The 19,908-nt window shown below is 73.2% G+C and carries 19 protein-coding genes; 12 read left to right on the top strand and 7 right to left on the bottom strand.

Annotated elements, in window-relative coordinates:
• Nucleotides 1–31 precede the first annotated feature (31 nt).
• The gene (locus FJQ57_RS02480; protein WP_246081551.1) at nt 32–325 is read right to left on the bottom strand and encodes a DUF2530 domain-containing protein; all 294 of its coding nucleotides are present in this window, start codon (nt 323–325) and stop codon (nt 32–34) included.
• 115 nt (nt 326–440) lie between these two features.
• Here FJQ57_RS02480 and FJQ57_RS02485 point away from each other — a divergent pair, with 115 nt between their 5' ends.
• The 11 genes from FJQ57_RS02485 (at nt 441) to FJQ57_RS02535 (ending at nt 12,753) form a co-directional block, all read left to right on the top strand.
• Nucleotides 441–1,847, top strand: coding sequence for an NCS2 family permease (locus tag FJQ57_RS02485; RefSeq protein ID WP_139978948.1), 1,407 nt, complete (start codon nt 441–443; stop codon nt 1,845–1,847).
• Nucleotides 1,848–2,317: 470 nt separating this feature from the next.
• Nucleotides 2,318–2,767, top strand: a complete 450-nt coding sequence (locus FJQ57_RS02490) for a MarR family winged helix-turn-helix transcriptional regulator (RefSeq protein WP_139977654.1) — start codon at nt 2,318–2,320, stop codon at nt 2,765–2,767.
• The gene (locus FJQ57_RS02495; RefSeq protein WP_139977655.1) at nt 2,764–4,059 is read left to right on the top strand and encodes an MFS transporter; all 1,296 of its coding nucleotides are present in this window, start codon (nt 2,764–2,766) and stop codon (nt 4,057–4,059) included. Before FJQ57_RS02490 ends, FJQ57_RS02495 begins: the two co-directional genes overlap by 4 nt.
• Nucleotides 4,060–4,294: 235 nt before the next feature.
• A complete protein-coding gene (rpsL, locus tag FJQ57_RS02500; protein ID WP_056681807.1) occupies nt 4,295–4,669 on the top strand; it encodes a 30S ribosomal protein S12 in 375 nt (124 codons plus the stop codon).
• A gap of 1 nt (nt 4,670) precedes the next feature.
• Complete coding sequence (rpsG, locus tag FJQ57_RS02505; protein ID WP_139977656.1) at nt 4,671–5,141, top strand: 30S ribosomal protein S7; 471 nt, start codon at nt 4,671–4,673, stop codon at nt 5,139–5,141.
• Nucleotides 5,142–5,239: 98 nt separating this feature from the next.
• Nucleotides 5,240–7,354 carry an elongation factor G gene (gene fusA / locus FJQ57_RS02510; RefSeq protein WP_139977657.1) on the top strand — a complete coding sequence of 705 codons (2,115 nt, stop codon included), beginning with the start codon at nt 5,240–5,242 and terminating at the stop codon, nt 7,352–7,354.
• Between the two features lie 89 nt (nt 7,355–7,443).
• On the top strand, nt 7,444–8,637 hold the full coding sequence (gene tuf / locus FJQ57_RS02515; RefSeq protein WP_139977658.1) for an elongation factor Tu: 1,194 nt from the start codon (nt 7,444–7,446) through the stop codon (nt 8,635–8,637).
• Nucleotides 8,638–8,781: 144 nt separating this feature from the next.
• On the top strand, nt 8,782–9,243 hold the full coding sequence (locus tag FJQ57_RS22850) for a DUF4190 domain-containing protein (protein ID WP_211348725.1): 462 nt from the start codon (nt 8,782–8,784) through the stop codon (nt 9,241–9,243).
• Between the two features lie 43 nt (nt 9,244–9,286).
• Nucleotides 9,287–10,018, top strand: coding sequence for a tRNA (guanosine(46)-N7)-methyltransferase TrmB (trmB, locus tag FJQ57_RS02525; RefSeq protein WP_139977659.1), 732 nt, complete (start codon nt 9,287–9,289; stop codon nt 10,016–10,018).
• Nucleotides 10,019–10,178: 160 nt separating this feature from the next.
• Nucleotides 10,179–11,372, top strand: coding sequence for a S8 family peptidase (locus FJQ57_RS02530; protein WP_246081552.1), 1,194 nt, complete (start codon nt 10,179–10,181; stop codon nt 11,370–11,372).
• A gap of 82 nt (nt 11,373–11,454) precedes the next feature.
• Nucleotides 11,455–12,753 (top strand): MFS transporter, encoded by a 1,299-nt coding sequence (locus FJQ57_RS02535; RefSeq protein ID WP_139977661.1) that lies wholly within the window; start codon nt 11,455–11,457, stop codon nt 12,751–12,753.
• Here the strand turns inward: FJQ57_RS02535 and FJQ57_RS02540 are convergent.
• Complete coding sequence (locus FJQ57_RS02540) at nt 12,737–13,546, bottom strand: RDD family protein (RefSeq protein WP_139977662.1); 810 nt, start codon at nt 13,544–13,546, stop codon at nt 12,737–12,739. The genes FJQ57_RS02535 and FJQ57_RS02540 overlap by 17 nt on opposite strands.
• Nucleotides 13,547–13,599: 53 nt before the next feature.
• On the opposite strand from FJQ57_RS02540, the gene FJQ57_RS02545 reads away from it, so the two are divergent.
• Nucleotides 13,600–14,595: a stage II sporulation protein M gene (locus FJQ57_RS02545; RefSeq protein WP_139977663.1), complete on the top strand. Its 996-nt coding sequence runs from the start codon at nt 13,600–13,602 to the stop codon at nt 14,593–14,595.
• 43 nt (nt 14,596–14,638) lie between these two features.
• Here FJQ57_RS02545 and FJQ57_RS02550 read toward each other — a convergent pair whose 3' ends face one another.
• The 5 genes from FJQ57_RS02550 to FJQ57_RS22205 all read right to left on the bottom strand — a co-directional run bounded on the left by FJQ57_RS02550 (nt 14,639) and on the right by FJQ57_RS22205 (nt 19,902).
• Nucleotides 14,639–15,931 carry a DUF58 domain-containing protein gene (locus tag FJQ57_RS02550; protein WP_139977664.1) on the bottom strand — a complete coding sequence of 431 codons (1,293 nt, stop codon included), beginning with the start codon at nt 15,929–15,931 and terminating at the stop codon, nt 14,639–14,641.
• Nucleotides 15,932–15,942: 11 nt separating this feature from the next.
• Nucleotides 15,943–16,914 carry an AAA family ATPase gene (locus FJQ57_RS02555; RefSeq protein ID WP_139978952.1) on the bottom strand — a complete coding sequence of 324 codons (972 nt, stop codon included), beginning with the start codon at nt 16,912–16,914 and terminating at the stop codon, nt 15,943–15,945.
• A gap of 107 nt (nt 16,915–17,021) precedes the next feature.
• The gene (locus FJQ57_RS02565) at nt 17,022–18,161 is read right to left on the bottom strand and encodes a DUF4350 domain-containing protein (protein WP_139977665.1); all 1,140 of its coding nucleotides are present in this window, start codon (nt 18,159–18,161) and stop codon (nt 17,022–17,024) included.
• Nucleotides 18,158–18,763: a DUF4129 domain-containing protein gene (locus FJQ57_RS22200; RefSeq protein ID WP_170219242.1), complete on the bottom strand. Its 606-nt coding sequence runs from the start codon at nt 18,761–18,763 to the stop codon at nt 18,158–18,160. The genes FJQ57_RS02565 and FJQ57_RS22200 overlap by 4 nt, the downstream gene beginning before the upstream one ends.
• Nucleotides 18,760–19,902 carry a hypothetical protein gene (locus tag FJQ57_RS22205; RefSeq protein WP_170219243.1) on the bottom strand — a complete coding sequence of 381 codons (1,143 nt, stop codon included), beginning with the start codon at nt 19,900–19,902 and terminating at the stop codon, nt 18,760–18,762. The genes FJQ57_RS22200 and FJQ57_RS22205 overlap by 4 nt, the downstream gene beginning before the upstream one ends.
• Nucleotides 19,903–19,908: the final 6 nt, after the last annotated feature.

The following is a 19,908-nucleotide window of genomic DNA, read 5'->3' on the forward strand; positions in this document are numbered from 1 at the left end:
CACGCCGCCGCGGCGGTGGGGTCGACCCGGCCTAGGCGTCGGTCTCCGCGTCGCGCTCCTGCCGTGCCCGGCGCCGCCGCCGGCAGTACTCCATGCCGAACAGCCCGAGCCCCACCCCGGCCAGGCACATCCACAGCCACCAGGTGTGGCCGTCCTCCTCGAGGCGCCCGTAGAACGGCAGCAGCCCGAGGAAGGCCAGCAGGAAGATGCCGGTGCCGACCTCGACCGTGCGCACGCCGTCGACGTCGAGGGGCTCCACGTCGGCCAGCACGTAGACCTTGTCGCGGAACTCGTGCTGCATCGGCTGGTCGTCGCGCAGGTCCACGGACCGATCGTAGCCCGCGTCACCGACCGAGCGACGAGACGCAACCCGCCCGTGACCCACGCACCCCCTCGCGACTGAGAAGGTGTGCGTCGTGCCTGCGATCGACCGCTACTTCATGATCACCGAGCGTGGCTCCACGGTGGGCCGGGAGGTGCGCGGCGGTCTCGTCACGTTCTTCACGATGGCCTACATCGTCGCGCTCAACCCCCTCATCCTCGGGTACGCCGCCGACGCCGACGGCAACTTCCTCGGTGCCGCGCCCGGGTCCGGTCCCAACCTGCCGGCCATCGCGGCCGGCACCTCGCTGGTCGCGGGCGTCATGTGCATCCTGATGGGCGCCGTGGCCCGGTTCCCGCTGGCCATCGCCACCGGTCTCGGCCTCAACGCGTTCCTCGCCGTCGCGGTCGCCTCGCAGATGACGTGGGCCGACGCGATGGGCCTGGTCGTCCTGGAGGGCATCGTCATCCTGGTCCTGGTGCTCACCGGGTTCCGCACGGCGGTCTTCCACGCCGTGCCCGTGCAGCTCAAGGTCGCCATCTCGGTCGGCATCGGCCTGTTCATCGCCCTCATCGGCTTCGTCGACGCGGGCTTCGTCCGGCGCATCCCCGATGCCGCCCAGACGACCGTGCCCGTCCAGCTGGGGCAGACCGGGCAGCTCGACGGCTGGCCGGTGGTCGTCTTCGTGCTGGGCCTGGTGCTGCTGGTGACGCTGTGGGTGCGCCAGGTGCGCGGCGCCATCCTCATCTCGATCGCGGTCACGACCGCGGTCGCGATCCTGGTGCAGGCCGTCGCCGAGCTCGCCCCGGGCTCACCGACCGGGTGGGCGCTCACGGTGCCCGACCTGCCCGACGGCTGGGCCTGGCCCGACTTCGGCACGCTCGGGCAGGTCAGCCTGCTCGGCGGGTTCGAGCGCGCCGGCGTGGTGGTGGCCCTGCTGTTCGTCTTCACGCTCCTGCTGGCCGACTTCTTCGACACCATGGGCACGATGACGGCCATCGGGGCCGAGGCCGGCCTCAACGACGAGGACGGCGTGCCGCCGGAGGTGCAGAAGATCCTCGTCGTCGACTCGGTCGCCGCGGCGGCCGGTGGGCTCGGGGGCGTCTCCTCCAACACCTCCTACATCGAGTCGGCCGCCGGCGTCGGCGAGGGCGCCCGCACCGGGCTCGCCTCGATCGTCACCGGCGCCTGCTTCCTGCTCACCATCTTCCTGGCGCCGCTGGTCGAGACGGTCCCGTCGGAGGCCGCGGTGCCGGCGCTCGTGCTGGTCGGCTTCCTGATGATGCGCCAGGTCACCCAGATCGAGTGGGACGACCTCGAGATCGCCCTGCCGGCGTTCCTCACCATCGTGCTGATGCCCTTCACCTACTCCATCTCGGTCGGCATCGGCGCCGGCTTCCTGGCCTACGTGCTCATCAAGGTCGTGCGCGGCAAGGTCGCCGAGGTCAGCCCGCTGCTGTGGGTCATCGCCGCCCTGTTCGTCCTCTACTTCGCCATCCGGCCGGTCACCGAGCTCCTCACCTGACCTGGAGCGGGTGGGTCGGGTGGCCGCGCGCGTGGCAGGCCGCGTCTCGGCGTCTAGGACGCTCGCTGCGCTCGCGCCGCTGCGCGCGGCCTGCGGCCGTCCTTGACCCCGAGCCTCGCGCGGCCCGCCGACCCACCCGTCACACGAGATGCACCGGCACCACTCCCGGCGGGGATCTCCTACTCCTGGTCGGTAGTTCCCCGCCAGGAGTGGGAGATCGGCACCAGGAGTCAGGGCGGCCGCGCCAGCGGCGGCGCGGGCGGAGCCCGTGCCGCTGAGCGCGCCGTCAGTCGATCGGGCGAGGCTCCGGGTCAAGGACCGCGAAGCGGCCGGCGGAGCCGGCGCCGCAGGCGTCCTTGACGCGGAGACCCGATCGACTACGCGCGCGGCCGCCGACACCAGCCACGCCACCCACCACCACCACCCCCGCGGAGGAATAGTTAGCCAGGGTAATGACTTAGGCTAACGACATGCCCACCGTCGAGAAGGTCGCCCGCACCGACACGGGGCTCGCCTCCGAGCTCCGGTTCTCGGTCATGCGCCTGCGCCGACGCCTGGCGGGGGAGCGGCACCCCGACAACGACCTCAGCCTCGGCGCGATGGGGGTGCTGGCCGGCCTCCACCGGCTCGGCGACCTCACCGTCGGTGAGCTGGCCCAGCGCGAGAAGGTGCAGCCGCCGAGCATGACCCGCACCGTCAGCGCCCTCGAGGCAGACGGGTACGTCGAGCGCCGCCGGCACGCCACCGACGGCCGCCAGGTCGTGGTCACCCTCACCGACCGGGGCCGCACCACCCTGCTCGCCGACCGGCGCCGCCGCGACGAGTGGCTCGCGCTCCGGCTCCGGGAGCTCACGCCCGACGAGCGCGCCGTGCTGCGGCAGGCCGCGCCCATCCTCGAACGACTGGCGGGAGCCGAGTGAGTCCCACCTTCCGCGCCCTGCGCAACCACAACTACCGCCTCTACGTCGCCGGCACCCTGGTCTCCAACACCGGCACCTGGATGCAGCGGGTCGCCCAGGACTGGCTGGTCCTGACCCTCGGCGGCGGGGGCACCGCCCTCGGCATCACCACCGGGCTGCAGTTCCTCCCGGTGCTCCTCCTCTCGCCGTACGCCGGCGTCATCGCCGACCGGGTGCCGAAGCGCCGGCTGCTGCAGGTGACCCAGGCCTCGATGGGCCTGACCAGCCTGCTGCTGGGCGTGCTCGCGGTCACCGAGGCCGCCCAGACCTGGCACGTGTTCGTGATCGCGACGATCTTCGGTGTCGCCTCGGCGTTCGACGGACCCGCGCGGCAGTCGTTCGTCTCCGAGATGGTCGGGCCCGACGACCTGACCAACGCCGTCGGCCTCAACTCCGCCAGCTTCAACCTGGCCCGCATCCTCGGCCCCGCGCTCGCCGGCCTGATGATCCACGCGCTGGGCGACGGCACGTCGGCCACCGGCTGGGTCATCCTCATCAACGCCGTGTCCTACCTCGCCGTCATCGCCCAGCTGCAGCGGATGGACCTCGCGGCGCTGCACTCGCCCCGCCCCACCGGCCGCCAGCCGGGTGCGCTGCTGGAGGGCGTGCGCTACGTGCGCAGCCAGCCACGGATGGTGATGATCCTGGTGCTGGTCTTCTTCGCCGGCACGTTCGGGATGAACTTCATGATCACCTCGGCGCTGATGGCGACCCAGGAGTTCGGCAAGGGCGCGGGGGAGTTCGGCGTCCTGGGCTCGGCCCTGGCCGTCGGGTCGCTGACCGGGGCGGTGCTCGCCGCCCGTCGCTCGCGCATCCGGCTCCGACTGCTCGTCGGCGCCGGTGGTGCCTTCGGCGTCGCGCTCCTCGTGGCGTCGGTGCTGCCGACGTACACCTCGTTCGCGCTGTTCGCCCCGGTCATCGGATTCTGCACGCTGACGATGCTCAACTCCTCCAACGCCACGCTGCAGCTCAGCGCCGCGCCCGAGCTGCGGGGCCGGGTGCTCGCGCTCTACATGACGATCGTGATGGGCGGCACCCCGATCGGCTCGCCCGTCATCGGCTTCGTGGGGGAGCACTTCGGGGCCCGGTGGACCCTGGTGTTCGGCGGCCTGCTGACCCTGGTCGGCACCGTGCTCGCCGTCGCCGTCTACGCGCGGATGACCGGCGGCTGGCGCAGCCTGGTCGCCGAGACCCGCTCGACCCGCGGCCGGCGGGTCGAGGACGCCGTCCCCGAGACCGTCCAGGCCACCTGAGCGGCCCCGCGGGGCCGCGCCCCGGCGCGTTTTGCCTGCCCGTACGGCGGCCGGTAGCCTCGTCGCTTGTGTGTCTGGCCTGTCCAGGCGCTCTCGTCTGCCCGGACCGCGACCTCAGCTCGACCAGGTCCCCCGGGCACACGGGCACTCGCCCCACCCGCGTCCACGGAGGACGCACCACCACCGTGCCCGGCACCGTGCCGGCACTGAGAGTAGACCGAGAGGGAACCACCAGGTGCCCACCATTCAGCAGTTGGTCCGCAAGGGCCGCCAGGACAAGGTGTCGAAGAACAAGACGCCTGCCCTGAAGGGTTCGCCCCAGCGACGCGGCGTCTGCACGCGCGTCTACACCACCACCCCGAAGAAGCCGAACTCCGCCCTCCGCAAGGTCGCCCGCGTGCGCCTGAGCAGCGGCGTCGAGGTCACGGCCTACATCCCGGGCGTGGGCCACAACCTCCAGGAGCACTCCATCGTGCTCGTCCGCGGCGGCCGGGTGAAGGACCTCCCCGGTGTCCGCTACAAGATCATCCGCGGCTCGCTCGACACCCAGGGCGTGAAGAACCGCAAGCAGGCTCGCAGCCGCTACGGCGCGAAGAAGGAGAAGAGCTGACATGCCGCGCAAGGGTCCGGCCCCGAAGCGGCCGATCGACGTCGACCCGGTCTACGGGTCGCAGCTGGTCACCCAGCTCGTGTCCAAGGTGCTGCAGGACGGCAAGAAGCAGGTCGCCCAGCGCATCGTCTACTCCGCCCTCGAGGGCTGCCGCGAGAAGAACGGCACCGACCCCGTCGTGACGCTCAAGCGCGCGATGGAGAACATCAAGCCCGCGCTGGAGGTCAAGTCCCGCCGCGTCGGTGGTGCGACCTACCAGGTCCCCGTCGAGGTCAAGGGCAACCGCGGCACCACGCTCGCGCTCCGCTGGCTCGTGGGCTACGCCCAGGACCGCCGCGAGAAGACCATGCACGAGCGGCTGATGAACGAGATCCTCGACGCCTCCAACGGCCTCGGTGCCGCGGTGAAGAAGCGCGAGGACACCCACAAGATGGCCGAGTCCAACAAGGCCTTCGCCCACTACCGCTGGTGACTCCGGCGGGCGCGCGCCGGCCCGGCCCCGTCCGGCCGGTGCGCGCCCGGCGGACCTCCTGGTCCACGTACCACAACCTCTAAGGAACGCTGAGCCTCGTGGCTGTCAACATCACGACCGACCTGAACGTCGTCCGCAACATCGGCATCATGGCCCACATCGACGCGGGCAAGACCACCACCACCGAGCGCATCCTCTTCTACACCGGCATCAGCTACAAGATCGGTGAGGTCCACGAGGGCGCGGCCACGATGGACTGGATGGAGCAGGAGCAGGAGCGCGGCATCACGATCACGTCGGCCGCGACGACCTGCTGGTGGAAGGACCACCAGATCAACATCATCGACACCCCCGGGCACGTCGACTTCACCGCCGAGGTCGAGCGCTCGCTGCGCGTCCTCGACGGCGCGGTCGCGGTCTTCGACGGTGTCGCCGGCGTGGAGCCGCAGACCATGACGGTCTGGCGCCAGGCCAACAAGTACTCCGTGCCCCGCATGTGCTTCGTCAACAAGCTCGACCGCACGGGTGCCGACTTCTTCCGCTGCGTCGACATGATGGTCGAGCGCCTCAACAGCACCCCGCTGGTGCTGCAGCTCCCGATCGGCGCGGAGTCCGACTTCCTCGGCGTCGTCGACCTCGTCGGCATGCGCGCCCTGGTGTGGCGCGGCGAGACCAAGATCGGTGAGGACTACGAGGTCGAGGAGATCCCCGCCGACCTCGCCGAGCAGGCCGCCGAGTACCGCGAGAAGCTCGTCGAGACCGTCGCCGAGACCGACGACGACATCATGGAGCGCTACCTCGAGGAGGGTGACGTCTTCACCGTCGAGGAGCTCGAGACCGCGATCCGCAAGGCCACCCTGGCCGACCAGCTCAACCCGGTCCTGTGCGGCACGGCGTTCAAGAACAAGGGCGTGCAGCCCCTGCTCGACGCGGTCGTGAAGTACCTCCCGAGCCCGCTCGACATCGACGCCATCATCGGCCACAAGCCGGGCGACGAGGAGACCGAGATCGAGCGCAAGCCCTCGGACTCCGAGCCGTTCTCCGGCCTGGCCTACAAGATCGCCAGCGACCCGCACCTCGGCAAGCTGATCTACGTCCGGGTCTACTCCGGCAAGCTCGAGGCCGGCTCGACCGTGGTCAACTCGGTCAACGGCCGCAAGGAGCGGATCGGCAAGGTCTACCAGATGCACGCCAACAAGCGTGAGGAGATCGCCTCGGTCGGCGCCGGCCAGATCGTCGCGGTCATGGGCCTGAAGGACACCAAGACCGGTCACACGCTCAGCGACCCCAACAACCAGGTCGTGCTCGAGTCGATGACCTTCCCGGCCCCGGTGATCGAGGTCGCCATCGAGCCGAAGACCAAGTCCGACCAGGAGAAGCTCGGCACCGCGATCCAGCGCCTCTCCGACGAGGACCCGACCTTCACGGTCAAGTCCGACGAGGAGACCGGCCAGACGATCATCGCCGGCATGGGCGAGCTCCACCTCGAGATCCTCGTCGACCGCATGAAGCGCGAGTTCCGCGTCGAGGCGACCGTCGGCAAGCCGCAGGTGGCCTACCGCGAGACCCTCCGCAAGGAGGTCAAGAACCACGGCTACACCCACAAGAAGCAGACCGGTGGGTCCGGCCAGTTCGCGAAGGTCGTCGTCTCGCTCGGCCCGAACATCGACCCCGAGACCGGCACCGGTGCGGGCTACGAGTTCGTCAACAACGTCTCCGGCGGCCGCGTGCCCAAGGAGTACATCCCCTCGGTCGACCAGGGCGGCCAGGAGGCCATGGAGTTCGGCGTGCTCGCCGGCTACCCCATGGTCGACGTGAAGTTCACCCTCGAGGACGGCGCCTACCACGACGTCGACTCCTCCGAGCTCGCGTTCAAGATCGCCGGCAACCAGGCCTTCAAGGAGGCCGCCCGCCAGGCGAAGCCCTGCCTGCTCGAGCCGATGTTCGCCGTGGAGGTGACCACGCCGGAGAGCTTCCTCGGCACGGTCATCGGCGACATCAACTCGCGCCGCGGCCAGATCCGGGCCCAGGAGGAGCGTCACGGTGACATGGTCATCGACGCCCTCGTGCCCCTGTCCGAGATGTTCGGGTACGTTGGCGACCTGAGGTCCAAGACCTCCGGCCAGGCTTCGTACTCGATGGAGTTCGACTCGTACGCCGAGGTTCCCACGAACATCGCCGACGAGATCATCAAGAAGGTCCGCGGCGAGTAGTCCTCGCCGGTCGTCTCCACGGCGACTGGACCCTCGGCACCACCACATCAGTACGAGTCACGTCACAACCAATCCAGGAGGAGCCCACAGTGGCTAAGGCGAAGTTCGAGCGGACCAAGCCGCACGTCAACATCGGGACCATCGGTCACATCGACCACGGCAAGACCACCTTGACCGCGGCGATCACGAAGGTCCTGCACGACAAGCACCCCGACCTCAACGCCGCGTCGGCGTTCGAGGACATCGACAAGGCTCCCGAGGAGCGTCAGCGCGGCATCACGATCTCGATCGCGCACGTCGAGTACCAGACCGAGGCGCGCCACTACGCGCACGTCGACTGCCCGGGTCACGCGGACTACATCAAGAACATGATCACCGGTGCCGCGCAGATGGACGGCGCGATCCTGGTCGTCGCCGCCACCGACGGCCCGATGCCGCAGACCAAGGAGCACGTGCTCCTGGCCCGCCAGGTCGGCGTGCCCGCGATCGTCGTCGCGCTCAACAAGTGCGACATGGTCGACGACGAGGAGCTCATCGAGCTCGTCGAGATGGAGGTGCGCGAGCTCCTCAGCGACTACGAGTTCCCCGGCGACGACATCCCGGTCGTCCGCGTGGCCGCCTTCCCGGCGCTGCAGGGTGACGAGAAGTGGGCCGACTCGATCGTCGAGCTCATGAACGCCGTCGACGAGGGCATCCCGACCCCCGAGCGCGAGACCGACAAGCCGTTCCTCATGCCCGTCGAGGACGTCTTCACCATCACCGGTCGCGGCACGGTCATCACCGGTCGCATCGAGCGCGGCATCATCAAGGTCAACGAGGAGGTCGAGATCGTCGGCATCCGCGAGGGCTCCCAGAAGAGCACCGTCACCGGTGTCGAGATGTTCCGCAAGCTCCTCGACGAGGGCCAGGCCGGCGAGAACGTCGGGCTCCTGCTCCGCGGCACCAAGCGCGAGGACGTCGAGCGCGGCATGGTCGTGATCAAGCCGGGCACGACCACCCCGCACACCAACTTCGAGGCCTCGGTCTACATCCTCAGCAAGGAGGAGGGCGGCCGCCACACGCCGTTCTTCAACAACTACCGTCCGCAGTTCTACTTCCGGACCACGGACGTCACGGGCGTCGTCACGCTGCCCGAGGGCACCGAGATGGTCATGCCGGGTGACAACACCGAGATGTCGGTCGAGCTCATCCAGCCCATCGCCATGGACGAGGGTCTGCGCTTCGCGATCCGCGAGGGTGGCCGCACCGTCGGCGCCGGCCGGGTCGTCAAGATCACCAAGTGATCGACTGACCCAGCAGCACCAGCACCACTGCTCCACCCAGGACCCCCGCAGCCCCCGGGCTGCGGGGGTCCTGCGTGTACGTGCGCCCGCCGGTGTGGGCGCCGTCGCGTTTGCCGGCCGCCGTCCACGGCTACGGTCCCCTCCATGAGCGAGACGCCCGACCTCGGCAAGGACCCCCGGCCAGACCAGCAGCCCGGCCAGCAGCCCGGCCAGCAGCCCTGGACCGACGCCGCGGCGGGCCAGCCGGGCCCGGCGCACGGGCAGCAGCCCTCCCCGCCGGGCCCCTACGGCGCCAACCCCTACGCCCCCGGGCCGTACGCCGGCTTCGCGCCGCCGGACCACCCGCGCACCATGACGGTGCTCGTGCTCGGCATCCTCGGCATCGTGCTGTGCCAGGCCACGGCCCCGTTCGCCTGGGTCATGGGCAAGCGGGCGCTGGCCGAGATCGACGCCTCGGGCGGCGCGATCGGCGGACGCTCCCAGGTGCAGATCGGCTACATCCTGGGCATCGTCGGCACGGTCATCCTCGGCGTGGTGGTCGCCTTCTTCCTCGTCTACCTCGTCATCATCCTGGCCGTCGTGGCCGGGGCCGCCGGGTCCTCCTGACCCGCGGCCGGCACGCTCCGGCGCGGTGGGAGGATGGTCGGCCGTGACCGACCGAGACCGCGTGCTCCCCGCTCGCCCCCACCACAAGCTGACCGAGGACGGTCGGCGGGTGCGCGAGGTGCTCTCCTACAGCCGCCGCGGAGCCCGGTTCACCCCCCGGCAGGCCGCGGCGTGGGCAGCCCACCACGAGGCGTGGTTCGTGCCCGAGGACGCGGTGGACGACCCCGGCTTCCGCTGGTCCTCGGTCTTCGGCCGCGAGGCGCCGCTGGTGGTCGAGATCGGGCCCGGGGTGGGGGAGGCGACCGCCGCCCTCGCCGCCGCGCGGCCCGAGGTCGACGTGCTGGCCCTCGAGGTCTGGCGGCCCGGGGTCGCCGAGGGCATGGGCCGGGTCGCGGAGGCGGGTGCGACCAACGTGCGCTTCTGCTCCGTCGACGCCGTCTGGCTGCTCGAGCACGTCGTCGAGCCCGACTCGCTGGCCGAGCTGTGGACGTTCTTCCCCGACCCCTGGCACAAGGCCCGGCACCACAAGCGTCGGCTCGTCGCCCCGCCCTTCGCGGCCGTGGCGGCCCGGCGGCTCCGACCGGGTGCGGTCTGGCGGCTGGCCACCGACTGGGCGGCGTACGCCGAGCAGATGGTCGAGGTGCTCGACGCCGAGCCGCTGCTCGAGGGCGGCATCGTCGAGCGGTGGGCCGAGCGGCCGGTGACCAAGTTCGAGCGCAAGGGGCTCGCGGCGGGGCGGACGGTCACCGACCTGACCTACCGACGCACGGGCTGACCGCCGGGTCGGCCGGTCGCCTGGTCGGACAAGGGGTTCCCCCCTACCCCCACCCGGGCCCACCCTCCACGATTCCGGGAACGGTTCTCACCGCCCGCCGACCCGACCACGGGACGGCGTCCCGTCCCTGGCCGTGACCCGGCCGCAGGAGGTCCCACCCGTGCTCAAGTCCCTCGCGACGGCTGCCGCCCTCGCCTCCGCCCTCGTCGCCCTGCCCGGCAGCCCCGCCGGCGCCGCCCCCGACGCCGGCCCCACCGCGACCGCGGGACGCGCCGCCCCGGCGCCGCTCGTCACGGCCGCGGACCCCATCGCGTCGCGCTACATCGTGATGCTCGCCGGCGGCGCGGCCGACGCGCGGACCGAGGCCCAGCAGGCGGTCGAGGGCGAGGGCGGCCGGGTCACCGAGGTCTACACCGAGCTCGACGGGTACGCCGCCGTGCTGACGCCCGAGCAGCTGGCCGAGGTGCGCAACGACCCGGCCACCAGCTTCGTCCAGCAGGACGGCGTGATGAGCATCAACGCCACCCAGACCAACCCGACCTACGGCCTGGACCGCATCGACCAGCGCAACCGGCCGCTCTCGGGCACCTACACCTACACCCGGACCGGCGCCGGCGTGCGCAGCTACGTGATCGACACCGGCATCAACGCCTCCCACCAGGAGTTCTCCGGCCGGGTGGCCAGCGGCTACACCGCCATCAACGACGGACGCGGCACCACCGACTGCAACGGCCACGGCACCCACGTCGCCGGCACCGTCGGCGGCACGCGCTACGGCGTCGCCAAGGGCACCACCCTCGTCCCCGTGCGCGTCCTCGGCTGCAACGGCAGCGGCAGCAACTCCGGCGTCATCGCCGGCATGGACTGGGTCGCCTCGACGGCCTCCCGCCCGGCCGTGGCCAACATGAGCCTCGGTGGCGGTGCCGACTCCGCCACCGACGCCGCGGTCGCCCGGATGACCAACGCCGGCGTCACCGTCGTCGTCGCCGCCGGCAACGAGAACCAGAACGCCTGCAACGCCTCGCCGGCCCGTGCCGCCTCGGCGATCACCGTCGCCTCGTCGACCTCGAGCGACGCGCGCTCGTCGTTCTCCAACTACGGCTCCTGCGTCGACATCTTCGCCCCGGGCTCGAGCATCACCTCGGCCTGGATCGGCAGCAGCACCGCCACCAACACCATCTCCGGCACCTCGATGGCCTCGCCGCACGTCGCCGGCGTCGCGGCGCTCTACCTGCAGGGCAACCCGTCGGCCTCGCCGTCGACCGTCACCAACGCCCTGCTCGGCAACGCCACGACCAACGTCGTCTCCGGCGCCAACGGCTCGCCCAACCGCCTGCTCTTCACCTCCTCCTGAGCCGACCCGGCTCCCCCTCGACCTCCGCCCGCCACGGACCCCGTGGCGGGCGGAGGTGCGTCCTGCGCACTAGCCTGCGGCGGTGACCGCGACCGTCGAGACCCCGCGCCGCCCGCGCGTGCACCGGGCCTGGTGGGTCGCGGCCATCACGCTCGGCGCCCTCGTCGCCGCGGCCGGGTTCCGCTCCTCGACCGGTGCGCTCCTGGAGCCGCTGGAGGAGGAGTTCGGGTGGTCGCGCGCCACCACCTCGGGCGCGGTCTCGCTCAACCTCGTGGTCTACGGCCTCACCGCCCCGTTCGCGGCGGCGCTGATGGAGCGCTTCGGGCTCCGGCGGGTCGTCGCCGCCTCGCTGCTCCTCGTCGCCGTCGGCTCCGGCCTCACGCTGGTCATGACGCAGGCCTGGCAGCTGTGGCTGCTGTGGGGCTTCGCGATCGGTGTCGGCACCGGCTCCTTGGCCCTGGTCTTCGGTGCGATCGTGGCCAACCGGTGGTTCGTGCGCCACCGCGGACTGGTCGTCGGCGTGTTCTCCGCCGCCAGCTCGACCGGCCAGCTGGTCTTCCTGCCCGTCATCGCCCACCTCGCCGACGGCCCCGGGTGGCGGTGGGCCTCCGGCCTGGTGGCGGCCTTCGCGCTGCTGCTGGTGCCGCTGGTGCTGCTCCTGCTCGCCGACTCGCCCGCCGCGGCCGGCACAACGGCGTACGGCGCGGGCGAGGACGACCCGGCGCCGGCCGCTCCGGTGCCGACCCGGGGTGCGGCCCGGGTGGCGGTCGACGTGCTGCGCGAGAGCGCGCGGCACCGGACGTTCTGGATCCTCTTCGGCACGTTCTGGATCTGCGGCTGGTCGACCAACGGCCTCATCGGCACCCACTTCATCGCCGCCTCCCACGACCACGGCCTGCCGCAGACGACGGCCGCGTCGCTGCTCGCCCTCATCGGGGTCTTCGACATCGTCGGCACGATCGCGAGCGGCTGGCTGACCGACCGGGTCGACAGCCGCCACCTGCTGCTCGTCTACTACGCGCTGCGCGGGCTCTCGCTGCTCGCCGTGCCCTACCTGCTGGCCGACGTCGTGCAGCCCAGCCTGTTCGTGTTCATCGTCTTCTACGGCCTCGACTGGGTGGCCACCGTGCCGCCGACGGTCGCGCTGTGCCGGGCCCACTTCGGGCCCGAGCGGGCCGGCGTGGTGTTCGGCTGGGTCTTCGCCGCGCACATGGTCGGCGCGGGCGTGGCCGCCAGCTTCGCCGGCATCGTCCGGGAGACCACCGGTGCCTACGACGCCGCGTGGTCCACCGCGGGCCTGCTGTGCCTCGGGGCCGCCGCGGCCGTGCTCCTGGTGCCGCGGGTGCCGGCGGCGACGGCCGAGGTCACCGCCCCGAGGTGAGGCGGCGGCGTACGTCGTCCTGGCGGCGCAGCCGCTCGAGGTCGCGCTCGCGGCGGGCGCCGATGACCGCGGCGAGGAAGTCCTCGGGGTGGGTGCCGGGCGGCGGCAGCGGCGCCACGTGGGCGCTCACGTCCTCGGCGAGCTCGGCGGCGACGGTCGCGCGCGAGTGCGGGTCGAGGGTGGGCGCCCGCCCGAGGAACTGGCGGACACCGAGCGCGAGCCCGGTCGGCAGGGCCGCGATGTCGGCGCGCTCGGCCCAGCCCGCGAGGTGGGGTGGCACCAGCGGCGGGCGGGGGAGGGCGAGCGCGACGCGGGTGCGCACGACGTAGGTGCCGGCGGCGTAGTCGCCGAGCCGCTTGCCGCGCGGGCTGACCAGCATGGAGAAGAACGCCGGCACCCCGAAGAAGGCGTAGACCTCGACGACGCCGATCAGGGTGCGCGTCAGCGCGTGGTGGAAGGAGATCGGCCCGGCGTCGTCGCGCACGGCGCGCAGCCCGAGGGCCAGCTTGCCGAGCGAGCGGCCGCGGGTCAGGGTCTCGAGCGCCGTCGGGGCGGCGACCAGCACGAGGAGGGTCACCGCGATCACCGCCGCCTCGGCCGCTGCGGGATCGGCGTCGATGGTCGCGACCGAGAACAGCAGCAGCACCAGGAGCAGGGCCACGACCGTCGCGGTGACGTCGAGGAGGCCGGCGGCCATCCGGGCGCCGAGGCTGGCCGGGGGGAGGTCGAGCGCGACGGCCTCGCCGGTGACCAGGTCGTCGCTGGTGACCGTGGCGAACTCGCGCGCGGGCATGGGGCCAGTCTGGCACCCCGGGCCGCGGGCGGGCGCCGCATAGGGTGGCGGGCGTGGACCTCGACGCCTACGTGCTCGCGCACGCGCACGAGTGGCAGCGCCTCGAGTCGCTGGTCGACCTGGGTCGTCTCGACGGCGCCCAGAGCGACGAGCTGGTCGAGCGCTACCAGCAGGTCGCCACGCACCTCTCCGTCGTGCGCACCCAGGCGCCCGACAGCCACCTCATCGCCTACCTGTCCTCGCTGCTGGCCCGGGCCCGGATCCGGCTCGTGGGCACCCGCACGAGCACCTGGCGCGGCTTCGGCCGCTTCTTCACCCACCGCTTCCCGGCCGCGCTCTACCGGCTGCGGTGGTGGTGGCTGGGGTGCCTGGTCGCCAACGTCGTGGTGACCGCGGTGATGATGCTGTGGCTGCTCGACAACCCGCAGGTCGAGCAGAGCCTGCTCTCCCCGGCCGAGGTCGACCAGCTGGTCGACAGCGACTTCGAGAGCTACTACAGCGAGAACCCCGCGCAGTCGTTCGCCTCGCTCGTCTGGCTCAACAACACCCGGGTCGCCGCGCTGTGCATCGCGCTCGGGGTGCTCGGGCTGCCGGTGGTCTGGCTGCTGTTCCAGAACGTCGCCAACCTGGCGGTCATCGGCTCGATCATGATCCGCGCCGACCGCGGTGGGGTCTTCTTCGGGCTGATCCTCCCGCACGGCCTGCTCGAGCTGACCGCGATCTTCGTGGCCGGCGGGGTGGGGCTGCGGCTGTTCTGGTCGTGGATCGAGCCCCGTGGCCGCACCCGCGCCGCCTCGCTCGCCCACGAGGGCCGCACCGCGGTCACCGTCGCCCTCGGGCTCGGCGTGGTGCTGCTGGTCAGCGGCATCATCGAGGCCTTCGTGACGCCCTCCCCGCTCCCCACCTGGGCCCGCGTCGGCATCGGCGTGCTCGCCGAGGTCGTCTTCCTGCTCTACGTGTTCGTGCTGGGTCGTCGCGCTGCGCTGCAGGGCGAGTCGGGCGACCTGTCGGCCGACCACCTCGAGGACACGGTCGCCACCCGCGCCTGACCCGCGCCTGACCCGCGCCCGGCCCGCGCCTGGTCCGCCGGACTCAGAGCAGTCCGCGGGCCTTGAGCGAGAGGTAGTGGTCGGCCAGGGCCGGCGGCAGCCGGTCGGCCTCGGCGTCGACGACGTCGACCCCCAACCGGGTCAGCAGGTCGGCGGTACGCCGGCGCCGCTGCCCGGCGTGCTCGGCCGCGGCGGCGTCGTACACCTCCTCGAGCGTGGTGCGGGTGGTGGCCAGCCGGTCCAGGGCGGGGTCGCGCACCGAGGCCAGCACGACGCGGTGGTGCCGGGTGAGGACGGGCAGCACGGGCAGCAGGCCCTCCTCGACCGCGCTCGGCTCGAGCGGGGTCAGCAGCACGACCAGCGCCCGCTGGCGTCCGAACCCCTGGACGGCACCGGCCAGGGCGTCCCAGTCGGCCTCGGCGATGACCGGCTCGAGCTCGGCCATCGCGTCCTGGAGGTCCGCGGAGACCTGCCGGACCCCGGCCGAGCGCAGCCGCGAGCGCACCCGGCGGTCGCCGGCCACGAAGTCGACGCGGTCGCCCGCCCGCGCGGCGAGGGCGGCCAGCAGCAGGGCGGCGTCCATGGCCGAGTCGAGGCGGGGCACGTCGTCGACCCGGCCCGCCGAGGTGCGGCTGGTGTCGAGCACCAGCACCACGCGGCGGTCGCGCTCGGGCTGCCAGGTGCGGACGACGACGTTGCTGGTGCGCGCCGAGGCCCGCCAGTCGATCGAGCGCACGTCGTCGCCGCGGACGTACTCGCGCAGGGAGTCGAACTCCGTGCCCTGCCCGCGCACCCGCACCGCGGCCCGGCCGTCGAGGTCGCGCAGCCGGGCCAGCCGCGAGGGCAGGTGCTTGCGGGAGTCGAACGGCGGCAGCGACCGCACCGACCCCGCGACGTCGACGGTGCGCTGGCGGGCCACCAGCCCGAGCGGGCCAGGCAGCCGGACCGTGACCCCCAGGGCGCGCAGCTCCCCGCGGCGCACCGGCTGGAGCCGGGTCACCAGCGCGGCCCGGTCGCCCGGCCCGAGACGCAGCCGGTGGCGGTCGCCGGTCGCGCCGGCGGTGGGCTGCCAGGCGTCGCGCACGACCCCGCGCATGGTGCGGCCGGTGGGGTTGGCCACGACCAGCACCGCCTGGGCCGGGTGGCCCTGCCGGACCGTGCCGACCGGGCGGCGTACGAACGTCAGGGCGGCGGGTCGCGGTGCGAGCAGCCAGTCGGCCAGGCCCAGCAGCAGCACGAGCAGCAGCCACAGCCACACCGTGCCCGCCCCGGGGCGCAGCACGACCGCCACCAGTCCCAGCAGGACCAGCAGCGGCACCCGCCCCGTGATCGCCATCGGGTGCGCGCCTAGCGGGGGACCGGCACCGAGCCGAGCGCCGAGGCCAGCACCTGGGCGACGTCGACGCCCTCGAGCTCGGCCTCGGGGCGCAGGCCCAGGCGGTGGACCAGGGTGGCGTGCGCCAGCGACTTCACGTCGTCGGGCGTCACGAAGTCGCGACCCGAGAGCCACGCCCAGGCCCGCGCCGCCCGCAGCAGCGCGGTCGAGCCGCGCGGGCTGACGCCCAGGGACAGCGAGGGCGACTCGCGGGTGGCCCGCGCGATGTCGACGATGTACGCCGCCACCTCGGGGCTGACCTGCACCGACCGCACCGCGCGCTGGCCGGCCTCGACATCGGCCCCGGAGGCGACCGCGCTGACGCCGGCGGCCCGCACGTCGCGCGGGTCGAACCCGGCGGCGTGCCGGGTCAGGACCTCGATCTCCGCGTCGCGCACGGGGATCGGCAGCACGACCTTGAGCAGGAACCGGTCGAGCTGCGCCTCGGGCAGCGGGTAGGTGCCCTCGTGCTCGACGGGGTTCTGCGTGGCGGCGACGACGAACGGCGAGGGCAGCCGGTGGGTGGTGCCGTCGACCGAGACCTGGCCCTCCTCCATCGCCTCGAGCAGCGCCGACTGGGTCTTGGGGGGCGTGCGGTTGACCTCGTCGGCCAGCAGCAGGTTGGTGAAGACCGGGCCCTCGCGGAACGACAGCTCGCCCGCGTGGGAGTCGATGACCATCGACCCGGTGATGTCGCCGGGCATCAGGTCGGGGGTGAACTGCACCCGCCGGGTCTCCACCGACAGGCTGGCCGCCAGCGAGCGCACCAGGAGGGTCTTGGCCGTGCCGGGCACGCCCTCCATGAGCACGTGGCCGCCGCACAGCATGGCCACGAGCAGGCCGGAGACCGCCGCGTCCTGGCCGACCACCGCCTTGGCCACCTCGTGGCGCACCGCGGTCAACCGCTCCCGGACCTCCCCGTCGGGGCCCGACCGCTTCTGCAGCGGCGGGGACGCCGGTGGTGCGGACGGGGGTGCGGACGGGGGTGCCGCTGGGGGTGCGGAGGGCGGGGGCGGCGGGGGAGCGCTGGCGGGGTCGAGCGGGTGCTCGGTCACGATCGGCGTACCTCTTCCTCGAGTGCGGCCAGGGCGTTGGCCAGGCTGATCAGGTCACGGTCGGAGCCGGGCACGCGCCCGGTGCTGCCGAGGAGGTCGCCCACCTCGGCCTCGGTGCGGCCGACGTGGCGGGCCACGTCGCGCACCAGCGTCGTCTCCTCGGCGGTGCCGAGGCGCATCCGGGCCCGCACCCGCGCCCGGGTGGCCGCGCGCAGGGTGGCCGCGGCGTGGGCGCGGTCGCCGGAGCGGCGGTAGAGGCGGCCGCGGCTGCGGGTCGTCTCGATCGCCCGCACCACGACCGGGAGCGGCTCGATCGCGAGCGGGCCGAGCCGGCGGCCCCGCCACAGCACGAGCGCGAGGCCCGCGAGGCCGAGCACCCAGACCCCCGGCAGCACCCAGCCGGGCAGCAGCGAGCGCAGCCCGACGCCGTCGTCGCCCACCAGGTCGGCGTACGACGGGACGTACCAGACCAGGCGCTCGTCCTGCCCCAGCAGGCGCAGGGCCACGGCCGCGTTGTCGGCGCGCAGCACCTGGTCGTTGGTCAGCAGCTGCGGGGCGCCGAGCAGGGTCAGGTCGCCGGTGGTGACGAGGGTGTCGGCGAAGCAGCCGGAGCCGGGCATGGCACCGGCCTGGTCGACCTCGATGCGCAGGTCGCCGAACAGCGGGTCGTCGCAGCCGGCCTCGATCGGGTCGCCGCCGTCGACCGAGCCGGGCGAGCCCGGGCGGTCGAGCAGGCGCAGCAGCTCGGGGCCGGGGTCGACGACCACGAGGCGGGCGCCGCGGGTGTCGTCGCGGAGCCGGTCGACGGTGCTCTCGCCGAGCTCGTCGGCCGACGTCACCACCACGGCCGTGCCGGCGCCGGCCCCGGCCTCGGCGAGCTCGTCGGCCGAGCGGGCGGTCTCGACGTCGACGCCTTCCTCGGCCAGCACCCGGGCCACCGCCCGGGCGCCGTCCTCGCCGGCGTTGGCCGGGTCGTAGGGCGTCGTGTTGCCCTGCTCGCCGCGGGTCAGCAGCGCGACGCCGAGCGCGAGCAGCACGAAGGCGGCCACCACCAGGGCCGCCCGGTGCCGGCGCACCCAGCCGGTCGGGCCTCCGGCCGCCGGGGGTGCGGAGGCCGGCGCCGTCGCGGCGCTCACCGGGCCCGTCCCAGCTCGACGTCGAGGTCGAGCACGAGGGCGGCCTGGTCGCGGTCGGCCGGCCGCTCGCCGTACATGACGGCGTCGAAGAGGTCGGCGCCCGCGGCGGTGCGCTCGCGCAGGTCGGGGTACTCGGCGGCCAGCACGGCCGCCACCTCGTGCGCGGTGACCCCGGGGGAGTCCTCGAGCCGGCCGCGCTCGACCTGCCGGCGGGCCAGGGCGCGGAAGCCCTCGACGACGGCCTCGGCGAAGCGGCCCTCGACCAGCGCCGCCTCGGCGCGCGCCCGCAGCTGCGCCGCGGAGAGGACCTCGTCGGTCAGCACGTCGCCCTCGCGCCCGACCGCGGCGCGCGCCGTACGACGGGCGCGGGAGGCGAGGAAGCCCAGTCCGCCCACGAGCAGCACGACGACCAGGGTGATCGCCAACCAGCTCAGCGACGGCACGTCGCGCGCGCCCTCGACGCCGCCGTCGAAGGTGCGGCCGATCCAGTCGATGATCCGCTGGAGGACGCCGTCGCGGTAGTAGGAGGGGTCGGTGAGCTCGCGACCGAGCAGGTCGCGGGCCTGCTCGCTTGTCGGGTCGAGCGGGGGCTCCCGCCTCACCGCTCGAGGATCCCGGCCTGGCGCATCAGCTCGACGTCGTACCCCTCGAGGCGCATGCGCTGGTCGAGGTACTGCAGCGAGGTGACCGTCGAGGCGAAGGGCGCCACGAACGCCGTCGTCGCGACCTGGGCCAGCGCCGAGCCGACCACGGTGACGAGGAGGGTGTAGTCGGCCGGGACCGCCAGGGAGCCGAAGGCGGACAGCAGCGAGAACGGCGTGCCGAGGATCTGGCCCGCGAAGCTCCCGATCAGCAGGGTCAGCAGGGCGATGCCCAGGACCCGCCAGAACGAGCCGCGGGTGAGGCGGTAGCCCCGGCCGATGCTCGCGAGGACGCCGAGCCGTTCGAGCATCAGCGGCGGCACGGGCAGGTAGTAGACCTTGATCCAGAACCACAGCAGGAACGCCACGAAGACCGGCACCGAGACGATGATGACGACGACGGCGGCGACCGTGGGTGCCGAGACGGCCACGAGTACGCACGCCAGGACGTAGACGGTGATGATGACCGTCGTCGCCAGTCCCAGCAGCAGCGTCAGGCCGACCAGGCGCCACCGGCGGCCGTGGGTGGCGGCCCAGGCCTCGCCGAGCGAGAGCCGGCGGCCGACCGCTGCCGCGGCCGTGACGTGCACGATCATCCCCGTCACCAGGACCAGGCCGAGCCCCTGGAGCACGATGCCGAGGCCGAGCGACCCGAGCGCGGCCGCGGAGCCGAGGTCGTCGCCCGTGCCCGTCTCGCCGATCGGCGCCGCCGGGTCGTAGGCCAGGCCGACGGTCCAGGTCAGCAGCGTGGTGACCAGCACCGGGACGGCCATCGTCACCGCCGCGACCAGCACCGCCGCACCCACCGTCGCCTTGGGGTTGAAGCGGATGATGCGGAACGCGGCGTCGTACATCTCGCCGAGGGTGAGGGGACGCAGCGGCATCGCTCCCGGCTTGTGGGCGGCGCCGAGCATCCCGCGCGGCGGGGCCCACCCCGGCGGCGGTCCGCCGGCCGGGCCCGGGGCCGGCGCGCCCGGTGCGGCGTACGCCGGCGGCACGACCCAGCGCGACGGGCCACCGGCGGCGTGGGCAGGGGCCGGCGGGGCGCCCGGCGGCGGCGGTCCGGGCGGCGGGGGACCCGGGGGCGGGTGGTCCGTCATGGCTCC

It is taken from the genome of Nocardioides litoris (assembly GCF_006346315.1).
GTDB lineage: Bacteria > Actinomycetota > Actinomycetes > Propionibacteriales > Nocardioidaceae > Nocardioides > Nocardioides litoris.

Coding starts and splice junctions, on each gene's coding strand:
- FJQ57_RS02485 (WP_139978948.1), top strand. CDS start 441: ATGATCACCGAGCGTGGCTCCACGGTGGGCCGGGAGGTGCGCGGCGGT.
- FJQ57_RS02490 (WP_139977654.1), top strand. CDS start 2,318: ATGCCCACCGTCGAGAAGGTCGCCCGCACCGACACGGGGCTCGCCTCC.
- rpsG (WP_139977656.1), top strand. CDS start 4,671: ATGCCGCGCAAGGGTCCGGCCCCGAAGCGGCCGATCGACGTCGACCCG.
- FJQ57_RS22850 (WP_211348725.1), top strand. CDS start 8,782: ATGAGCGAGACGCCCGACCTCGGCAAGGACCCCCGGCCAGACCAGCAG.
- FJQ57_RS02540 (WP_139977662.1), bottom strand. CDS start 13,546: ATGCCCGCGCGCGAGTTCGCCACGGTCACCAGCGACGACCTGGTCACC.
- FJQ57_RS02550 (WP_139977664.1), bottom strand. CDS start 15,931: ATGGCGATCACGGGGCGGGTGCCGCTGCTGGTCCTGCTGGGACTGGTG.
- FJQ57_RS22205 (WP_170219243.1), bottom strand. CDS start 19,902: ATGACGGACCACCCGCCCCCGGGTCCCCCGCCGCCCGGACCGCCGCCG.